Below are 16,282 nucleotides of genomic sequence, written 5' to 3'. Positions count from 1 at the left end.
ATGGCCGAACCAGAAGAACTCATCATCGACGCGGCCCGCCATGCGACCGTATTCGTGTCGCGGTTATGGCAGCGAGGCGACCGCGATCAGCCTGATTCCCATACCTTGCTGCCATATCGGCACCGGCTGGAACTGTTGTTGGCGGCCGCATACGGCCGTCATATCGGCTTGCGCGTGGCGCAATTGCCTGCGCCGCAGACTGCGCTAGCGCGACTGTTCAAGCGCACGGCTAGCCACTTGATCGAGCCGTATGCGCTGCCGGCCCATGACGGCACGCAAATTTTCCTTCCGCTGCGCTTGGTGCCTGGCAATCCGGCCGCATTGGCGACCTTGGCGACATTCCGCGCTCTCGCCTTGCAGCAGGCCGGGCGTGCGCTGCGCAACACTAGCACTGGCACCGCATCGCCTTGCATGGCAAACGCACTGGTGCAGGATTTGTTTTGCTTAAGCGAAGCCGCAGCAGTCGATCATGCGTTGGCCAGGGATTTCCCCGGCGTCGTGCCGGATTTACTAGCGCTGCGTCGCGCCACATTGTCAGAACGCCCGCGACCGGCGCTGCTCAATGCGCCGGAACGAGCTATTGAAGACATGTATGCGCGCGTGCTGTGCGCATTTCCTGCGGTTATTCCGGCACCATTGGTGCTGGCATCTACGGCTGCCGATTCGCTGGCCTGGGCAATTGCCACGGCACAACAAATGGCAACCATCGATGCGCACTATCGCGGCATGCGCAAAGGTCTGTGGCTGGGTGCGACTGTGCTGGCGTCGGGGCAGCAGCAATTGCAGTGCGGCAGCGAACCGGCAGCGGATGCATCAGCCAAACCGCAACGTCAGGCAAAGTTAGCGCGCCGGCCGGAAGTACGCGAACCGCGCGAGGATGAAGATGATCAGCAGGAACAGGGCATGTGGATGCTGCAGATGGACGATCCGCAGCAACATGTGGAAGATCCGATGGGTTTGCAGCGCCCGACCGATCGCGACGACAGCGCAGACCCGGGCGACCTGGCCGATTCTCTGTCCGAATTGGCCGAAGCGCGCCTGATCTCTACGCCGCGACCAGCGCCGGAAATCCTGGTTTGCGATGATGCGCTGGAGCGGCGTGCAATATTGCATGCGCCTGCTGCTGAGGTCGCTGCGGGAATCGTGTATCCGGAATGGGATTGCCGCATCGGCGGTTACCATCGACAGGGCGCGATTGTGCGGCTCCAGGCGCCCGCTCAAGGCGACCCGGCTTGGGCCGAAGCGGTGCTGCAGAAACGCCATGCGCTCTTGCAACTGATTTTGCGCCGCTTCGAAGGCTTGCGTCCGCGTCGGGTGCGCCAAGGTCGCCAGCCGGATGGCGATGAGATTGATATTAGCGCCTTTGTTAATGGTTACGCCGAACGGCGCGCCGGCTTGCCGTTGCAAGAGCGCTGGTATCAGTCGGCGCGGCCGGCGCGGCGCGATATCGCGATTGCGCTGCTCATCGATATCAGCGGCTCGACCGACGGCTGGGTGACGCAGGATTTGCGCATCATCGACGTCGAGAAAGAAGCGCTGTTGCTGGTCTATCGCGCGCTGGTGGTGCTGGGCGATCCGTTCTGCATCCAGGCGTTTTCCGGTGAAGGCCCGCATAACGTGGCGCTGTGGCCGCTGAAAGGTTTTGACGAGAGCCCCGGCACCCTGATCGAACGCCGTATCGCGGCGCTGGAACCGCAACGCTATACCCGCGCCGGGGCCGCCATTCGTCATCTGACGGCCTCGCTCAATACGTGCCCGGCCCAGCACCGCCTGCTGATTGTGCTGTCCGATGGCAAGCCGAACGATGTCGATCATTACGAAGGCCGCTACGGCGTGGAAGACATGCGCCAGGCGGTGGCCGAAGCTAGGTTGCAGGCGATCCATCCGTTTTGCCTGACGGTCGACCGCCAGGCCCCGCAGTATCTGGCCAGCGTGTTCGGACCTGGACGCTACGCGGTGTTGCAACATCCCGAGCGGCTGCCGGTGGTGTTGGTGGACATCCTCAGGACCCTGATCAAAGCCTGAATTTTTGTCTGTGGAGCGGGTCGATGCGCGGGTCTTAGGCCGATAAAACTACGGTATTTTATGCAACTCAATATTCGACATGATAATAAGCATTATTCTGTAACACTGTCTCAATGTGCTACACTTTTCCGCTTATTGCAGTGCCGCATGAGCGGCTGCTATCGTACAAATCCGTAGAAGCTGCGGTAACGCACGCAATTGCGGCTTGATTAATTTCGCCGATTTGTTCGGCATTGGTCCCTATGCCCCTTTCACCACCCGCTGTCCCGCGCATCCGCAAGCACACGCGCGCCATTCGTATCGAAGCGTTTGCACGCGAAGATGGCCTATGGGACATCGACGCCTGCATTACCGATGTCAAGACCCGCGACATCCCGCTCGCTTCCGGCGTGCGCCCGGCCAATACGCCGATCCATGAACTTTGGCTGCGCCTGACGATTGACATCGAGTTCAATATCGTTGCGGCCGAAGCGGTTTCCGACGCCGTGCCTTATCCCAGTTATTGCAACACGATTGGCCCCGATTATCAGAAAATGGTCGGATTGAATCTGCTGTCCGGTTTTCGGCATCAGCTCAAGCAACTGCTGTCAGGCACGCACGGCTGCACCCATCTGACGGAACTGGCGCAGATTCTGCCGACTGCCGCGATCCAGGCGTTTGCCGGCGAGGTGCTCGATACCCGCGATGGCGATGGTGCCGACCCGCAAAGCCAAAAACCATTTCAACTCGACCGCTGCCATGCATTACGTACCGATGGTGCGGCGGTCGCGAAATACTATCCACGCTGGGCCGCCACCTCGCCAGCAGATATCCCAGGCAATCCAGCCAGTTAGTTTTATCCATAGTTTTTTATCCATACCTAAGCGTCTGAAGGGAACCTCGCATGAAAATCCATGAGTATCAGGGCAAAGAAATTCTCCGCAAGTTCGGAGTCACGGTTCCGCGCGGTATTCCGTGCAATTCCGTAGATGAAGCAGTTAAAGCAGCCGAAACCCTTGGTGGTCCGGTGTGGGTCGTCAAGGCGCAAATCCATGCCGGCGGTCGTGGCAAGGGCGGCGGCGTAAAAGTCGCTAAAACGCTCGAACAAGTACGCGAATACGCCAACCAAATCCTCGGCATGCAACTGGTCACGCATCAAACTGGCCCAGAAGGCCAGAAAGTACGTCGGCTGCTGATCGAAGAAGGCGCCGACATCCAGAAAGAACTGTACGTCAGCATGGTGACCGATCGTGTCAGCCAGCGCGTAGTCCTGATGGCTTCCAGCGAAGGTGGGATGGACATCGAAGAAGTGGCCGCAAGCCACCCGGAATTGATCCACCAAGTCGCCATCGACCCTAGCGTCGGCCTGACTGACGCCGAAGCTGACAATATCGCCACCAAAATCGGCGTACCGGCAGCATCGCTTGCCGACGCCCGCACGCAGTTGCAAGGTTTGTACAAAGCGTATTGGGAAACCGATTCTTCGCTGGCCGAAATCAATCCATTGATTCTGACCGGCTCCGGCAAAGTTATCGCGCTCGACGCCAAGTTCAACTTCGACGACAGCGCGCTGTTCCGTCAACCCGAAATCGTCGCTTACCGCGATCTGGACGAAGAAGATCCAGCCGAAGTCGAAGCATCCAAATTTGACCTGGCCTACATCTCGCTCGACGGCAACATCGGCTGCCTGGTCAACGGTGCCGGTCTGGCGATGGCCACCATGGATACGATCAAATTGTTCGGCGGCGAACCGGCCAACTTCCTCGACGTCGGCGGTGGTGCGACAGCCGAGAAAGTGACCGAAGCCTTCAAGCTGATGCTGAGAAACCCGGGCTTGAAAGCCATCATGGTCAACATCTTTGGCGGCATCATGCGCTGCGATGTGATCGCCGAAGGCGTGATCGCAGCCGCCAAAGCGGTGTCGCTCGATGTGCCATTGGTAGTGCGCATGAAGGGCACCAACGAAGACATCGGCAAGAAAATGCTGGCCGACTCCGGTCTGCCTATCCTCGCCGCCGACACGATGGAAGATGCAGCCAAGCAAGCCGTCGCTGCCGCCAACGCCTAAAACATCGCACAAGGAACCTATATGTCGATCCTGATCAATAAAGATACAAAAGTCATCACCCAAGGCATTACCGGCAAGACCGGGCAGTTCCACACCCGTGGCTGCCGCGATTACGCCAATGGCAAGAACTGCTTCGTAGCTGGCGTGCATCCGAAAAAAGCCGGCGAAGATTTCGAAGGCATCCCGATTTTTGGCAGCGTATCCGACGCCAAAGCCGCCACCGGCGCGACAGTCTCCGTCATCTACGTACCGCCAGCCGGTGCGGCAGCAGCGATCTGGGAAGCGGTTGAAGCCGAACTCGATCTGGCCATCTGCATCACCGAAGGCATCCCGGTGCGCGACATGATGATCCTGAAAGATCGCATGGCAAAAGCCAACAGCAAAACGTTGCTGCTGGGCCCGAACTGCCCAGGCCTGATCACACCGGACGAAATCAAGATCGGCATCATGCCAGGCCACATCCACAAGAAAGGCCGTATCGGCGTGGTGTCGCGCTCCGGCACGCTGACCTATGAAGCAGTCGGCCAACTGACCGCACTCGGTTTGGGCCAATCGTCGGCAGTCGGCATCGGCGGCGACCCGATCAATGGCCTGAAGCACATCGACATCATGAAGATGTTCAATGACGATCCAGACACCGATGCAGTCATCATGATCGGCGAGATCGGCGGCCCGGACGAAGCCAATGCGGCTTACTGGATCAAGGAAAACATGAAGAAGCCGGTAGTGGTCTTCATCGCCGGCGTGACAGCACCTGCCGGCAAGCGCATGGGCCATGCCGGTGCGCTGATCTCCGGCGGCGCCGACACTGCGCAAGCCAAGCTCGACATCATGGAAGCCTGCGGCATCAAAACCACCAAAAACCCGTCAGAAATGGCGCGTTTGCTCAAGGCAATGCTGTAATTCATAGTTGCTGGAAGTAACGGAAGTAACAACGGGGAGCTGCGGCTTCCCGTTTTATTTTGGCCCGACAATGCCTGCTGTACGATATATACATATAAGTGTATTTTTAATATCACAATTAAACAAAGCGGCAACATCATATTTTTTGCATATACCCCCTATAATAATTAGGCAGTAATTATTCAGCACGCTATAAGAGACTTCTAAACCGAAGTGGTTTCTGTAGGAGCGCACCCGGGCGCGAAAGCAGTCGCCAGACTGCAGACGTTGATCGCGCCCGGGTGCGATCCTACAAGAACACTCATTCCCGGCCGCTATTGACGCCCAGCCCTTGGCTGGCAGATTATTGTGTCTTCCGCTTGCATTTTTTAGCTAAACTGTCCCGATGACCCCAGAGCCAGCACACAGCAACCTCGAATTCGCCGCCTTGACCGATATCGGTCAGGTGCGCCGCCACAATGAAGACGCGGTCGCCATCAGTCCGGCATGCGCGGGTTGTGGCTTCGCGCTGCTGGCTGACGGCATGGGCGGTCATCTGGCCGGCGAAGTGGCTAGCGGCATGGCCGTGACCATCATCCAACAGGCGCTGGAAGGCATTCTGCTGAACCACGCAAACACTGCCCCGGTCGAAGTGCGGCAGCATCTGCATGGCTGGATGCGGGACGCAATCGGTCTGGCCAACGCCCGCATCCTGCAGGCCGCCCACAGCCAAATCGGTTGCCGCGGCATGGGCACCACGCTGGTGCTGGCGCTGCAGTATGAAAACACGCTCAGCGTCGCCCACGTCGGCGATTCGCGGCTATACCGGCTGCGCGGGCGCACGCTGCAACAACTGACCCGCGACCATTCGCTGCTGCAGGAGCGAATCACGGCCGGCCTGATTACGCCCGGGCAGGCGGCGCTGTCCAGAAACCGCAACATCATCACCCGTGCGCTGGGCGTCGATCCGCTGCTCGAAGTCGAACTGCACGACCACGATTTTCAAGCCGGCGACATCGCGCTGTTATGTTCGGACGGCTTGACCGAAATGGTGCCGGACCAACAGATCGCCGGTCTGCTGCATGCCAACCGGTCCAACTTGCCGTACGCTTGCGCGCAACTGGTCGCCTGCGCCAATGCGCATGGCGGGCAGGATAATGTCTCGGTAGTTTTGATGAAAGCACGCGACAATCACGGCTACGCCCCATAATGGGCTACTAGGAATCAGATAGATCGCAGGAGAAACAGCATGGCCAAAATCATTCTCATGGCAGACGGCGCGGTATTGCAGGAAATGACGCTCTCGAAAGAGCGCATCACCATCGGACGCCGACCCAGCAACGACATCGTCATCGACAACCTCGCCATCAGCGGTCAGCACGCCGTTATCACCACCATACAGGACGACTCCTTCCTGGAAGACCTGGGCAGCACCAACGGCACTCAGGTCAACGGCCAGCCGGTCAAAAAGCATTTCCTGCAAAATGGCGACGTCATCGAACTGGCCAGATACCGGATCAAATACCAGACCCAGGTCCAAGTGCAACAACGCGACAGCAGCGCAGCCAATCACTCCGATACCAGCGACGCCGTCAACACCCTAACGCAAGTCATACCAGACGCACAAAACACGCAGGTCTACAACCCGTCTGAAATGCACGACGACGGCGTCCGCCCAGCCAGCATTAAAATCATCAGCGGCACCGGCAGCGGCAAGGAAATGCACCTCACCAAGGCGCTCACCACCATCGGCCGCCCCGGCATCCAGGTCGCCGTCATCACCCGCAGCCCGCAAGGCTACGCAATTACCCACATCGAAGGCGACCGCCGGCCGACTGTCAACGGTCAAACCATAGGCACCACAGCCCAAGCGCTGCAGGATGGCGATGTGTTCGATCTGGCCGGCACCGAAATGCAGTTCAGCTTGAAATAAAGCCAATATTTGTTGCACATTCTTTGATAGCGCATGCGCTAATCGACAGGTGAACGCCCATCCTAAAAGTAGGGCGTCAATAAGCGAAGCGCATTGCGCCGATTATGCAGACCACAATCGCCATCAATATTGCGGGGCTCGGTAAACCCATTTGTTGTATTGCGCAAATTCAGGCGTAAGCATGGACTATATAAAAAAGCACCACGCGAATAGAAGGTTTCCGTGCATCACAATCATCCGGCGCTACGTGCTCCGCCGTGAGCAAGCATGCATTGACAAGACTTAATTCGGTCTTTAAAGTGACTTGTATGCCCACCTACACCCTGGAGCAACATCATGCTTTACTCACAGCAAATCAAGCCAATAAGTTATTTTAAAGATAATTCTGCCAAAGTTATTGCTGAAATCACGGCAACACGCGAACCCATTATCATTACCCAAAATGGTGAGGCTACCTGTGTGGTTCAGGACATCCATAGTTGGGAACAAACGCAGCAGACAATCGCACTACTTAAAATATTGGCGCTGGGCAGGCAGCAAGTTGAACACGGTGAATTCAGTTCGGCGCAGTCTGTATTTGCAGAACTCGATGAAGACATGGATGGCGTCAATGGAACGCCGGAGTGACTTATCAATCCTGGTTCACCAATAACGCCAAAGCAGACATCAAGGAACTGAAAGGCTATGTGGTTCAAAATTGGTCGAAGCAAGTCTGGAAAACTGCATCTGACCAAATCAGGCATGCAGTGTCAATTCTTGAAGATCAGCCCTATGCCGGTGCCGTGTGCCAAGACCTTGCGGCACTGGGGATAACAAATTATCGTCAAATGCTGACCAGCAAAAACCGCATCATCTATGCGGTGGAAGTTGCAAATAGTCGAATTATTATTCATGTCATTTGCGACCAGAAACGGGACTTGCAAACACTTCTGATGCGCCGGTTAATTAATGCATCTCTTCATTGATATCCCGCGCCTTGAAGCAGCCCAAACGACTTGACTGTATCGCATATGAGATACACTATGGAAAAATCCATAGGAGGATCAAATCATGACTGTACAAACTTCAATGCTTCACGTCCGGGTGGACGATGAAACGAAAGCGCAAGCGACCCAGGCGCTTGCTGCAATGGGCATGACGGTGTCCGATGCTGTCCGTCTGTTTTTACGCCGCGTGGTCGTCGATCAGGCATTTCCGCTTGAACTCAAGGTGCCAAACGAGGAGACCCGTGCGGCTATGGAAGAGTCTCGTGCCATGTTGACCTCTCGCCGTACCGGCTTTGCCGCCGCTAACGCGCTATTCGATGACCTCGAAAAGAACAGTCGCAAATAAGCGCCCCCGCTCCCACGTGCATCGGATTACACCAAGTCTTTCCTCAAAGACTGGGACAGCCTTTCACGCTCGGGGCGCTACGACATGATCCGTCTCAAGGAGGCGATGCTGTTGCTGATCGCGAACGATGCGCCGCTCGGCCCGGAATGGCTGGATCACCCGCTCAAGGGCGATTGGACCGATTGCCGGGAATGCCATATTGGCGGCGACTTTTTGGTGATCTATCAGGTCGAGGGCAACGCCATCAACTTTGTGCGTGCAGGCACGCACGCCAAACTGTTCAACGAATGACGCTTGCACGCGTACTAATAATGAATGTGTTCAAGCCGCAACAAATACCCTGTCATGTATTTATTCGCGCCGCTTTAAAAATATGCGGGAAGTCGCATATTTAATGGCATACCCCCATGTTTATTTTATGTGCACCGGTCTCGCAAGGCGCAGCGCATCCAGCCAAGACCGGTGAAGCCTGCTTCGGGTGCTGTGACAATCTGACAATCCATGCCGGGATTGACAATTATTGTCAGCCAGCGACAAAAATATTCCTGTTGCGCACATTTTTTAAGCAGAAAACGTTGTAATCAGCCGCTTTTTGCTTTGGCACAACATTTGCTAATAGGTAAGCATGGCAGACCGACTGTCAGCATTGCTAACCACAGAGAGAAATAAAATGAAATCGATGAAAATAATGAAGAGCGCACAACGCGGTTTTACGCTGATCGAATTGATGATTGTTGTTGCGATTATCGGTATTTTGGCGGCGGTGGCAATTCCGCAGTATCAAGATTACGTCACTCGTGCGAAATTCCAGGATGGCGTCGCTTCAATTGATTCGGTTAAAACAACAACGGCAATTTGCATACAAGAAAACGCAGGGGATGCTACTAAGTGTAATACCGATACTTTGATCGGCATAACCATGCCGACAAAAGCGGCAAAAGATGCAATTACTGTTACACGCGGAACATTTACCTCTACCACAGCAATATTCATACTAACTGGAAATTCCACATTAAACAGTTGTGTAATTACGGCTACAGGCACTGTCGATACCGCCAACATTACTTGGCAATATATTACTACTGGTACTAATTGCACAAAGGCTAAAACTGGCTTTGATGTTGCAGCTGTTTAAGCCCACATACGGCGCAATGGCGTAGCGTATTGCGCTGCATGACCGGCGACAAACCGAAACACCCCATTCGTGGGGTGTTTTTTCGTTTGCGCCGATGATTGAGCGTCGCCATGCAAAAAGCCGTATGTCGGTGTGCCGCAACACCGACGGCGCTTGTGGTTTGCGCATTCGGCGCAATGCGCTGCGCTTATTACGCCCTACCTAAGCCTGCGCCGCCACCCAATTTCCCGACTTTCCGCCAGGCTTTTCCAGCACCCTTCATCCGTCATAATCTCGCGATCTAGCGCCTTGCTGTCGTAAATAGCCAACAGCCCGACCTGGGCTACGCTTTGTGCACATCTTTTGCAAGATGTGATTGACTTTTTAGCTGATATTTATTAACAGCGCTTGCTGTTTTACGCGATTTGTATTGCGAGTTATCAAAAGACTCATTGTTACAATTGATCACAATTGGGTTACTTCAACCCATAGTGAGAGAGTAAGAGGAGCCAGTATGAATATTCAAAATCTACCTGATCAAATTCAATACGCCCCTGATAACTTGTTAGCATCGGTCATCGGAAAACTCAATCTGAAAAACGACGCCGCTCTGTCACGTGCGCTGGAGGTGGCGCCACCGATGATCAGCAAGATTCGTCACCGCAGGATACCGGTTGGTGCGTCACTGTTAATTCGGATGCATGAGGTCACCAATTTGAGCATCGCGGATCTGCGTTTGTTGATGGGCGACCGGCGCAACAAGTTTCGTATAAGCGACAAGCAGTTCAAGCCGCGTGGCGCTCAGATCGGATAGCTTGGTGCTGTGCCGATAAAATAAAGTCCGACTTGGGGCGTGAATGCCCCGGTTTTTTAATGCTGGGGCGTTTGTGCGCGATCGCTATGCCTATGACCGGCATGAATTCCCTGCCGCACACCTGCCAGAGAACAGAAAATGTATCTTTGCGGCTGTCCGACTGCACTTCCCGGGTGATTGCGATGTAAGCTTCGGCTGTTAAAATATGGGCCCAAGTTCAAGCATTCCCAGGAAAAAACATGATCAAAGTCGGTATCGTCGGCGGTACGGGCTACACGGGCGTCGAATTGTTGCGCCTGTTAGCGACGCACCCGGAAGTGCAGTTCACCGCTATTACTTCACGCAAGGAAAACGGCTTGCCGGTGGCGGAACTGTATCCGTCGTTGCGCGGGCGCGTGTCGCTGGCATTTTCGGCGCCGGAAACAGCGCCTTTGGCCGAGTGCGATGTGGTGTTCTTCGCCACTCCGCACGGCGTCGCCATGGCGCAGACACCAGCGTTGCTGGATGCGGGCGTCAAGGTGATCGATCTGGCGGCCGATTTCCGGCTGCAGGACACCGCGCAGTTCGAAAAATGGTACGGCATGCCGCATAGCTGCCCGGGTCTGCTGGCGGAAGCAGCGTATGGCTTGCCGGAATTGCACCGTGCGGCGATTGCGCGCGCGCGTATCGTCGGCAACCCCGGCTGTTATCCGACCACCATGCAACTGGGTTTTTATCCTTTGCTGAAGGCTGGTGTGGTCGATGCGTCGCACCTGATCGCCGATTGCAAATCCGGCGTCTCGGGCGCGGGCCGCAAGGCGGAAATCGGTTTCTTGTTCGCCGAAGCCAGCGACAACTTCAAGGCGTACGGCGTCTCGGGCCATCGCCACAAGCCGGAAACGGTGGAGCAATTGCAGCGCATGACCACAGAAAAAGTCGGCTTGCTGTTCTCGCCGCATCTGGTGCCGATGATACGCGGCATGCATTCGACCCTGTACGCCCGCCTGACCAAAGAAATCGACAATCAAGCGTTGCAAGCGTTGTTCGAGGATGCCTACCGGGATGAGCCGTTCGTCGATGTGATGCCGTTCGGCAGCCATCCGGAAACCCGCTCCACCCGCGCTTCCAATATGCTGCGTCTGGCGCTGCACCGGCCCGACGACGGCGATATGGTGGTGGTGCTGGTGGTGCAGGATAATCTGGTCAAGGGCGCATCCGGGCAAGCGGTGCAATGCATGAATCTGATGTTCAATGTGGCTGAGACGACGGGTTTGCTGCATGTGCCGGTATTGCCTTGAATTGATGCTTGAGGTGAGTGATTGATACAGCAATCCGGATCGCGTTCCATTGAAGCGTAAGTTACGATCTCAGCGGCTGTCGGTGTCGGCCTCGAAGATGACCATCAAGCGTCAATTGCACTGGTCGTTGAAAACCCTGATTGCCGCAGTCGCAATCGGTCTGGCTGGCGTCATGGCCTTGCTGGCTTACGATCTGGGGCGAAGCTTCACCGGCTTTGATCCCGGTGCGTCGCGGCAGCGCATTGCCGAGTTGGAGCAACAAGTCCGGCAGTTGACCAGCGAGCGCGACCGCTTGTCGGCGATTGCCGATGCGGCCGATTCCAGCTTGAATATTGAGCGTTCGGCACAGCAGCAACTGGCGTTGCAGGTGAAAAATCTGAGCGCTGCCAATGCGCAGATGAAGGAAGACCTGGCTTTTTTCGAGAGTCTGCTGCCCACCGCAACGGGTCCGGCCGGCATCAGTATCCGTCGCTTGACACTCGAAATGGCGCGGCCCGGTCAATTGCGTTACCGCTTGCTGGCAATGCAGGGCGGCCGCGCTGTGCGTGATTTTTCAGGCACTTTGCAGTTGGCGGTGACGCTGTCGCTGGCGGGAAAGGAGCTAGTGCTGCTTTACCCGGAACAAAAATCGGCGCAAGCTGCCAGATTCAAGCTGCAATTCAAGCATTATCAGCGCATCGACGGGGTGCTGAAGTTGCCTGCCGGCGCAGTGGTAAAAACAGTCGAGGCGCGGGTGCTGGAGCAGGGCAAGATCTTGGCCCATCAGTCTGCCAATTTGTAAAGGAGGTGCGGCATGTTCAAACGTAAGCCCAGTAATACTATCGATTGCCTGATCGGCGTAACGACCACTATCGAGGGCGATGTGCATTTCAAGGGCGGTTTGCGCATCGACGGCAAGATCAACGGCGACGTGATTGCGGAACCCGGCCAGACCAGCATGCTGGTGATTTCCGAACTGGCCAGAATCACCGGCGAGGTGCGCGGCGCGCATCTGGTGGTCAACGGCGAGATTATCGGTGCGGTGCATTCTAGCGAGCTGCTTGAATTGCAGCCGAAAGCCCGCATAACTGGCGATGTGTTTTACAAAACCCTGGAAATGCATGGTGGCGCGCTGGTCGCCGGCAGACTGACGCACGGGCAACCGGCAGCAGAGTCAGTGGAGCAGCTAGCAGAAGAGCCAATACTTAAGCTGGCCGCGTCCAAAGCATGAGTTGCGGTGAACGTCTATAATCGTCTTATATTGTCCCTAAGTAGGAGTCTGAAATGAATGCTGTTACCGAAATGCCTGCGCCGATAATTTTCACCGACAGCGCCGCACAAAAAGTCGCTGACCTGATAGCCGAAGAAGGCAATCCCGATCTGAAGCTGCGCGTATTCGTGCAGGGCGGCGGCTGCTCTGGCTTCCAGTACGGCTTCACTTTCGACGAAGTCGTCAATGAAGACGACACCACGATGTCCAAGAACGGGGTGCAGTTGTTGATCGATTCGATGAGTTACCAATATCTGGTCGGAGCCGAGATCGATTACAAGGATGATCTGGAAGGGGCCCAGTTCGTGATCAAGAATCCGGGCGCCAGCAGCACCTGCGGTTGCGGTTCTTCATTTTCTGCCTGAGTTTCTGCGCAGAACGCAAAAAGGACGCGAAAGCGTCCTTTTTTAATGTCCGAACGGTTTTGATGCGATGTGAACCAATAATTGTGGACCTGTTCAGGTTGTAGGGGCGGGTTCCAAACCCGCCCTTCCACTTTGGCGGCGAAAGGGCGGGTTTGGAACCCGCCCCTACGAGATTGTGGTCTGCTTCGTAGGTTGGCGCTGCGCTTGCGAAGCCCAAAAACGCAGCCTCGATAGTTTTCTAGTTTTAAAATTATCAGGGGGTATGCAGTAAAAATCTATTATTTGCGCATGTAAATATTGTGACTTCAAAAACACACATAGCAGTACACATTAAAATGCAATTGTTTCAGCGTGGGTAAAGTGCGCCCAGCACACGCAATCCTTTGGCGCCGGTGACGGCTGGCAAGTTGCCGGGCTGGCGTTGCAGGAAGCGTTGCGCCAGCCATGCGAAAGCCAGCGCTTCGACTTGATTGGGCGCTACGCCAAGCGCCTCGGTTGACAGCACACGCGCGTGCTGCGCGCGGGCCTGCAGGGCTGTTGCCAACAGCGCCGCCAGTTGCGCATTGTAAGCGCCGCCGCCGCACAGATAGACTGCCGCCGCGCCGCCGGCGTAGCGCGCAATGGCGTCGGCCAGGGAATGGGCGGTGAACGCGGTCAGGGTCGCTTGCACGTCTGCAGCCGCCACGGCGGGGAAAGCTTGCAGTTTGTCATCCAGCCATGCCAGATGGAACAGGTCGCGCCCGGTGCTCTTGGGCGGCGGCGCTGCCAGATACGGTTCCTGCAGCAGCGCTTGCAATAGCCCGGCAATCACCGTGCCGCTGGCGGCCCAGGCGCCGTCGGCGTCGTAAGGCAAACCCCGGTGGCGCGCGATCCATGCATCGAGCAGCATATTGCCCGGACCGGTATCGAAGCCGGTAACGCGATCGCCGGTATTGCCGATATTGCCACTATTGTCGAGTATGCTGATGTTGCTGATGCCGCCGATATTGGCCACCACCCGGATCTCGCCGGCCTGGCCGAATGCGGCTTGATGGAAGGCCGGCACCAGCGGTGCGCCCTGGCCGCCGGCTGCGATGTCGCGGCTGCGAAAGTCGGCGATCACGTCGATTCCGGTCAATTCTGCCAGCAGGGCTGGATTGTTGGTCTGGCGGGTAAAGCCCAGCTCGGGCCGGTGCCGGATGGTCTGCCCATGCACGCCGATCGCATTAATCTCGCCAGCGCTGTTGCCGGCGCTGTCCAGCAACTGTTGCACGCAGGCTGCGTAATGGTGCGCCAGCGCATTGGCGCTGTGCGCTTCGCGCTCGATTTCGTTGTGGCCCGCCTTTTGCAGGGCCAGCAATTCGGCCCGCAGCGCATCCGGAAACGGGATGTAAGCGTTTGAGATGGAACGGATCTGGCCATTGCTACTGTTGCCATCGGCCGCGAAAGCGGCGAGCACGCCGTCCACGCCATCCAGGCTGGTGCCGGACATGAGGCCAATGGTCAGACTATCGGGGCAGGGTTTGGGCATAAGAGGAGGGCGCATTTTTGGCTGATATCTATAGGACTTATGGAACTGATGCAGACATGCAAAGCATTGTCCACGAAAGACACTAAAAGCACGAAAGAATGCAAAAATCTTTCTTTCGACTATGGCAGAGAATTTTTTTTCGTGTCTTTCGTGTTTTTCGTGGACAGAATTTTTTGTGCGTAACACCAGCTTCTAATTAAAAAAACGGTTACTGAAGTGCTTCAGTAACCGTTTGTTGTTGCTGCGTACAAGCAATCACATCAATCGATGGACGCCAGTTTGACTGGGTTTTCCTGCGGCTGCATCAAAGCGAAGCGATGCATGATGTCGCCGGTAACGTTGCGGAATTGCCGCAACTGGGCCGTCGTCATCGGTTGCGCGTTCGGCACATCGACCGACATCGGATTGATCGCTACATTGTTGACGCGGAATTCGTAATGCAAATGCGGGCCGGTAGCCCAACCGGTGGAGCCGACATAACCGATCACGTCGCCCTGGCTGACCTTGCTGCCCTTGCGCATGCCGGGCGCCAAGCGGCTCATGTGAGCGTAAGCGGTGGAATAATTGTTCCAGTGCTTGATGAGGATGAAGTTGCCATAGCCGTTTTGAGTGCCGGCGAAATCGAGCACGCCATCGCCCGAGGCGCGAATCGGGGTGCCGCTCGACGCGGCGAAATCGACGCCCTTGTGCTGCTTCCACTGGCCCAAAATCGGGTGTTTGCGCATCGAGAAGACCGATGAGATGCGGGAAAATGCGAGCGGAGATTTAAGAAAAGCTTTTTTCAGCGACTTGCCGTCGAAGCCGTAATAACCGCCGCCTTGCTTGCTGCCCGGTTCCTGGAACCAGACCGACTGGTAGGTGCTGCCATTGTTGACGAATTCGCCCGCCAGCACACGGCCGGTGCGCACGAAGTCACCGTTTTGCCAGAAAGTTTCATAGACCACATTGAAGCGGTCGCCCTTGCGCAAGTCGGAGGTAAAGTCGATATTGGTCGAGAACATGTCGACCATTTGGGTTGCGATAGTGTCCGGGATGTCGGCACCGTCGGTGGCGGCAAAGAGCGATGAATTGATCAGGCCGGAGCGCATTTCAACCCGCATCTGGATGGCAGCGGTTTCTTCCACAGCCTTGAAGTTGTCGCCATTGCGCGCGATCACCAGGTTCTTGACCGGGTTGTCGCTGCCGCTGACGACGGTGGTGCGCAACCATTGCAGGCTGCCGTCACCATTGGTTTGCGCCTGCACGCTTTTGCCGGAGCGCAATTGCATCACGCTGCGTGCGGTGCTGTCGGACTTGATGAAATTCTCCGCTGCCGCATCGTTGATCCCGAGCCGTTCCAGTAAAGTCGCCAGCGTATCGCCAGTACGGACTTTTTCTTCACGCATGTAATATTGGGGGGAGGCTTGTTCGAGCGCCGCGATTTGCTGTGACAGGTTGGGCAGCGTTATTTGCTGTTCGATCAAACTGACCGGTAGGTCGGAGGCGTCCGGTGCGAGCGGCGCGACACCGATTGCGCCGAATGCGCATGCTGCCAGAAATAGACCGGTGGCCGAGATGATTCGGGTCTTGCGGGAGGTGCCCAGCAACAGCTTGCCGGTCGAGCCGAGGCTCAGGTATTTATGATTTGGTTGCATCTAATCAGTTAAAATTTGTCGGGTTGGTGTGAATTTTGTGTAAATGCAGTGCAAGTACGTTTTCTTGCTGCCTTGCTATTGACTAGCGGCAAGGTGGAAA

Annotated in this window: 17 protein-coding genes and 1 pseudogene; 16 read left to right on the top strand and 2 right to left on the bottom strand. The window is 56.2% G+C overall.

Annotation, left to right across the window (positions count from 1 at the left end; translation table 11 throughout):
• The 16 genes and pseudogenes from KGFNPO_RS11560 to erpA all read left to right on the top strand — a co-directional run bounded on the left by KGFNPO_RS11560 (position 1) and on the right by erpA (position 13,038).
• Complete coding sequence (locus KGFNPO_RS11560) at positions 1-2,025, top strand: nitric oxide reductase activation protein NorD (protein WP_472631422.1); 2,025 nt, start codon at positions 1-3, stop codon at positions 2,023-2,025.
• Positions 2,026-2,267: 242 nt separating this feature from the next.
• Complete coding sequence (locus KGFNPO_RS11555) at positions 2,268-2,858, top strand: DUF2889 domain-containing protein (protein ID WP_472631421.1); 591 nt, start codon at positions 2,268-2,270, stop codon at positions 2,856-2,858.
• Positions 2,859-2,908: 50 nt separating this feature from the next.
• A complete protein-coding gene (gene sucC / locus KGFNPO_RS11550) occupies positions 2,909-4,072 on the top strand; it encodes an ADP-forming succinate--CoA ligase subunit beta (protein WP_472631420.1) in 1,164 nt (387 codons plus the stop codon).
• A 21-nt stretch (positions 4,073-4,093) separates the two neighbouring features.
• The gene (gene sucD, locus KGFNPO_RS11545; protein ID WP_472613126.1) at positions 4,094-4,975 is read left to right on the top strand and encodes a succinate--CoA ligase subunit alpha; all 882 of its coding nucleotides are present in this window, start codon (positions 4,094-4,096) and stop codon (positions 4,973-4,975) included.
• 385 nt (positions 4,976-5,360) lie between these two features.
• Positions 5,361-6,164 (top strand): Stp1/IreP family PP2C-type Ser/Thr phosphatase, encoded by an 804-nt coding sequence (locus KGFNPO_RS11540; protein ID WP_472631419.1) that lies wholly within the window; start codon positions 5,361-5,363, stop codon positions 6,162-6,164.
• Between the two features lie 39 nt (positions 6,165-6,203).
• Positions 6,204-6,887 carry an FHA domain-containing protein gene (locus tag KGFNPO_RS11535; protein WP_472631418.1) on the top strand — a complete coding sequence of 228 codons (684 nt, stop codon included), beginning with the start codon at positions 6,204-6,206 and terminating at the stop codon, positions 6,885-6,887.
• Between the two features lie 336 nt (positions 6,888-7,223).
• Positions 7,224-7,514, top strand: coding sequence for a type II toxin-antitoxin system Phd/YefM family antitoxin (locus tag KGFNPO_RS11530; protein ID WP_472631417.1), 291 nt, complete (start codon positions 7,224-7,226; stop codon positions 7,512-7,514).
• A complete protein-coding gene (locus KGFNPO_RS11525; RefSeq protein ID WP_472631416.1) occupies positions 7,511-7,852 on the top strand; it encodes a type II toxin-antitoxin system RelE/ParE family toxin in 342 nt (113 codons plus the stop codon). Before KGFNPO_RS11530 ends, KGFNPO_RS11525 begins: the two co-directional genes overlap by 4 nt.
• Positions 7,853-7,937: 85 nt before the next feature.
• Positions 7,938-8,219: a type II toxin-antitoxin system RelB/DinJ family antitoxin gene (locus tag KGFNPO_RS11520; RefSeq protein ID WP_472631415.1), complete on the top strand. Its 282-nt coding sequence runs from the start codon at positions 7,938-7,940 to the stop codon at positions 8,217-8,219.
• A gap of 81 nt (positions 8,220-8,300) precedes the next feature.
• Positions 8,301-8,510, top strand: a pseudogene (locus tag KGFNPO_RS11515) (type II toxin-antitoxin system YafQ family toxin); the annotation flags it as partial.
• Between the two features lie 379 nt (positions 8,511-8,889).
• On the top strand, positions 8,890-9,354 hold the full coding sequence (locus KGFNPO_RS11510) for a pilin (protein WP_472631414.1): 465 nt from the start codon (positions 8,890-8,892) through the stop codon (positions 9,352-9,354).
• Positions 9,355-9,847: 493 nt separating this feature from the next.
• Positions 9,848-10,147, top strand: coding sequence for a hypothetical protein (locus KGFNPO_RS11505; RefSeq protein ID WP_472631413.1), 300 nt, complete (start codon positions 9,848-9,850; stop codon positions 10,145-10,147).
• 239 nt (positions 10,148-10,386) lie between these two features.
• Positions 10,387-11,424, top strand: a complete 1,038-nt coding sequence (gene argC, locus KGFNPO_RS11500) for an N-acetyl-gamma-glutamyl-phosphate reductase (protein ID WP_472631412.1) — start codon at positions 10,387-10,389, stop codon at positions 11,422-11,424.
• Between the two features lie 49 nt (positions 11,425-11,473).
• Positions 11,474-12,205, top strand: coding sequence for a DUF6776 family protein (locus KGFNPO_RS11495; RefSeq protein ID WP_472631411.1), 732 nt, complete (start codon positions 11,474-11,476; stop codon positions 12,203-12,205).
• Positions 12,206-12,217: 12 nt separating this feature from the next.
• Positions 12,218-12,634 carry a bactofilin family protein gene (locus KGFNPO_RS11490; RefSeq protein ID WP_472631410.1) on the top strand — a complete coding sequence of 139 codons (417 nt, stop codon included), beginning with the start codon at positions 12,218-12,220 and terminating at the stop codon, positions 12,632-12,634.
• A gap of 53 nt (positions 12,635-12,687) precedes the next feature.
• A complete protein-coding gene (gene erpA / locus KGFNPO_RS11485) occupies positions 12,688-13,038 on the top strand; it encodes an iron-sulfur cluster insertion protein ErpA (RefSeq protein ID WP_472613117.1) in 351 nt (116 codons plus the stop codon).
• Positions 13,039-13,384: 346 nt separating this feature from the next.
• Here erpA and KGFNPO_RS11480 read toward each other — a convergent pair whose 3' ends face one another.
• Positions 13,385-14,563, bottom strand: coding sequence for an anhydro-N-acetylmuramic acid kinase (locus KGFNPO_RS11480; RefSeq protein ID WP_472631409.1), 1,179 nt, complete (start codon positions 14,561-14,563; stop codon positions 13,385-13,387).
• Between the two features lie 245 nt (positions 14,564-14,808).
• Positions 14,809-16,182, bottom strand: a complete 1,374-nt coding sequence (locus KGFNPO_RS11475) for a peptidoglycan DD-metalloendopeptidase family protein (protein WP_472631408.1) — start codon at positions 16,180-16,182, stop codon at positions 14,809-14,811.
• Positions 16,183-16,282: the final 100 nt, after the last annotated feature.

The sequence above is a fragment of the Gelidimonas diazotrophica genome (genome assembly GCF_055694025.1).
The sequence above is the reverse complement of the archived record's forward strand: the minus strand, read 5'-3'. Positions and strand labels throughout refer to the sequence as shown.

Excerpts from the sequence above, each read along its gene's own strand:
- KGFNPO_RS11560 (WP_472631422.1), top strand. The coding sequence starts at position 1 with ATGGCCGAACCAGAAGAACTCATCATCGACGCGGCCCGCCATGCGACC.
- KGFNPO_RS11555 (WP_472631421.1), top strand. The coding sequence starts at position 2,268 with ATGCCCCTTTCACCACCCGCTGTCCCGCGCATCCGCAAGCACACGCGC.
- sucC (WP_472631420.1), top strand. The coding sequence starts at position 2,909 with ATGAAAATCCATGAGTATCAGGGCAAAGAAATTCTCCGCAAGTTCGGA.
- sucD (WP_472613126.1), top strand. The coding sequence starts at position 4,094 with ATGTCGATCCTGATCAATAAAGATACAAAAGTCATCACCCAAGGCATT.
- KGFNPO_RS11540 (WP_472631419.1), top strand. The coding sequence starts at position 5,361 with ATGACCCCAGAGCCAGCACACAGCAACCTCGAATTCGCCGCCTTGACC.
- KGFNPO_RS11535 (WP_472631418.1), top strand. The coding sequence starts at position 6,204 with ATGGCCAAAATCATTCTCATGGCAGACGGCGCGGTATTGCAGGAAATG.
- KGFNPO_RS11530 (WP_472631417.1), top strand. The coding sequence starts at position 7,224 with ATGCTTTACTCACAGCAAATCAAGCCAATAAGTTATTTTAAAGATAAT.
- KGFNPO_RS11520 (WP_472631415.1), top strand. The coding sequence starts at position 7,938 with ATGACTGTACAAACTTCAATGCTTCACGTCCGGGTGGACGATGAAACG.
- KGFNPO_RS11510 (WP_472631414.1), top strand. The coding sequence starts at position 8,890 with ATGAAATCGATGAAAATAATGAAGAGCGCACAACGCGGTTTTACGCTG.
- KGFNPO_RS11505 (WP_472631413.1), top strand. The coding sequence starts at position 9,848 with ATGAATATTCAAAATCTACCTGATCAAATTCAATACGCCCCTGATAAC.
- argC (WP_472631412.1), top strand. The coding sequence starts at position 10,387 with ATGATCAAAGTCGGTATCGTCGGCGGTACGGGCTACACGGGCGTCGAA.
- KGFNPO_RS11490 (WP_472631410.1), top strand. The coding sequence starts at position 12,218 with ATGTTCAAACGTAAGCCCAGTAATACTATCGATTGCCTGATCGGCGTA.
- erpA (WP_472613117.1), top strand. The coding sequence starts at position 12,688 with ATGAATGCTGTTACCGAAATGCCTGCGCCGATAATTTTCACCGACAGC.
- KGFNPO_RS11480 (WP_472631409.1), bottom strand. The coding sequence starts at position 14,563 with ATGCGCCCTCCTCTTATGCCCAAACCCTGCCCCGATAGTCTGACCATT.
- KGFNPO_RS11475 (WP_472631408.1), bottom strand. The coding sequence starts at position 16,182 with ATGCAACCAAATCATAAATACCTGAGCCTCGGCTCGACCGGCAAGCTG.